This is a genomic window from Streptococcus sp. HMSC034E03 (assembly GCF_001811505.1).
Classification (GTDB): domain Bacteria; phylum Bacillota; class Bacilli; order Lactobacillales; family Streptococcaceae; genus Streptococcus.
Window position 1 is genome coordinate 114,764 of sequence record NZ_KV804976.1, and the last position, 2,111, is coordinate 116,874.

General features: G+C 32.1%; 3 protein-coding genes. All 3 read right to left on the bottom strand.

Annotation, left to right across the window (positions count from 1 at the left end; translation table 11 throughout):
* Window positions 1–491 (bottom strand): T6SS immunity protein Tdi1 domain-containing protein (locus HMPREF2805_RS04030; RefSeq protein ID WP_075231501.1); only part of this gene is annotated, 491 nt, incomplete at its 3' end.
* A gap of 147 nt (window positions 492–638) precedes the next feature.
* Complete coding sequence (locus tag HMPREF2805_RS04035; protein ID WP_075231502.1) at window positions 639–1,172, bottom strand: T6SS immunity protein Tdi1 domain-containing protein; 534 nt, start codon at window positions 1,170–1,172, stop codon at window positions 639–641.
* A 415-nt stretch (window positions 1,173–1,587) separates the two neighbouring features.
* A complete protein-coding gene (locus HMPREF2805_RS04040; RefSeq protein ID WP_075231503.1) occupies window positions 1,588–1,974 on the bottom strand; it encodes a hypothetical protein in 387 nt (128 codons plus the stop codon).
* Window positions 1,975–2,111 lie beyond the last annotated feature (137 nt).

The window sequence follows — 2,111 nt, forward strand, 5'->3', positions numbered from 1 at the left end:
TTTATGCCAACCTTGTCAATATTGGTTAGATCCCTTTTTCCTCCAAGTACAAGAAGAGGAACAAAGCTAAAGCATTGATTGTAATCCAAGCTCCCATACTCCTTAACCACTTCTTCATATAAAGGAATATCAAAATAATCTTCTAAAAAACTATCATCATCTAAAAATTTGATAAAATGATCCATTCGTTTCGTCATCACATCAAAATCATTGTTCGCATAATAAATGATATCAATAAAGCCGTTCTGAGTGTAGATAATTAGATCCCCAAAACAAGTAACAAATAATGGAACTCCATTTGTTCCTCTGAAATATGTAGCTTCTACAAATTCTACATATTCTTCTGGATTGATAATTCTTAGATAACCATCAAGTAAAAATCCCAGTCCATATTGTTGCCACAATTCCACTAATTCGTCTGGAACTTTTGAGGCATACTTTTCAATGACTTCTTCTGGCATAGCTGCAAATTTGGTAAATTGTAAGTTCATTTTTTCTCCTCGTGTTCCTTTTAAAGTTTATATAACTCACTATAAGTAAGGTTTTCGCGATTATAGTAGCTAGCTCTATTATAGTTTACGAAAGGTTTCTTCAAGTCGATATACTTCAGGGTATTGTACTGTATGATTGAATCTAAATTACCATAATTGAGTCATGAGCGTCCAAAATACATCAAAATCAATTTGTTCAATATTTGAAAGGTCATCCAAACCACCTAAAAATAAAGGTACTTTATAACCAATGCATTGATCATAAGAAGGAGAGATTCCTCCTTGAGAAATATACTCTTTGTAAAAATCTAAAGCAAATAGTTCATCAGGATATTCTGGAATTTCATTATTCAAAAACTCCTTAATACCTAGTGGAATCTCTAAAATCTCATGACTTCCTGCATCACACATATATATTTTTGAATCACTAGTATCAGAACTAACAAATATCCTGCCTAACCAATCAAAACCTATAACTCGTATATCATCTGATAATTCAGAAAAGCATGATTGTACTAGTCCTTTAAAGGATTCTAAATTATTAGAATCAACAACCCTAAATAACCCACTACCAAAACTTTCCTTAGAATAGTTCATAATAAAATCAAGATAAATATCTTCTGAACGCTTTACGTAACCTTTATTCTCTGAGCCAAAAAATTCTAAAAATGAATTAAACATGTCTTTTTCTCCTAATCTTCAATTGTAAACTTCCCAAATACCGTTCCATCTGGATATTTTGGGAACATAAATTCCTATTCACACTTCTATCCAACGGATTGATATTTTAACGATATCATAAATCAACAATTCAAACAATATAGTAATTGTTTGAATCAGAGTCTGAACCATCAACCTTTTATCTCGTTACAAAGCAAATGTAGATTTACGATTCACCTGTATTTTAACTATAACTGCTTCAGTCAAAGCTTGGATTTTTTGCAATGCCTGTGCTCTTTGTTCATCAGTTTAGCCATCTTTAAATTCCAAATTGTTAAATCAAATCCAGCACCTCCAGTCAGCTCCCAGCGAGCTCATCTCTCTTGCTTCCTAGCCAAGTATTACGTTCGCTAATCTTATAATAGCCTATCAAATCTCAATACTCTTCACAGATAACTTCAATATCTTTTTCTGAAATAGTTAGATTAGATTTTAGGATAAATTTTTTAATACTATTTATATCCTCATCTGTCAGATATTCCACGCGAAATTCAATGATAAAATCGACGATATCGCTATTTCCTGAAATAATAATCATCACATCTTCAACAACTCTTCCTACAAATATTTGCCTCACATGCAAATATCCAGTAGCTGGACTCGAAAAATACTGCTCCCACTTTATAGCACTTGAATAGCTTAGTTCCTGGTCCTTATAATAAAAGTGAGAGGTAATAATCTGCTGACTAACATCTAATAAATTCAATAAGCTATCTATCATGGTTACGTCTGCTACCGCTATTCTCAATTCAACACTTAACATCATTTCATTCCTATTTATCAAGACTCGGTAATAAATTACACGTTTTTTCTTGTGCTTCGATCGGTTATTATAACCGTTTAGCTACACTTTAATCATTTTAAAATCTCATTATCCTGCCAAAAGAACTGAGCATCCTT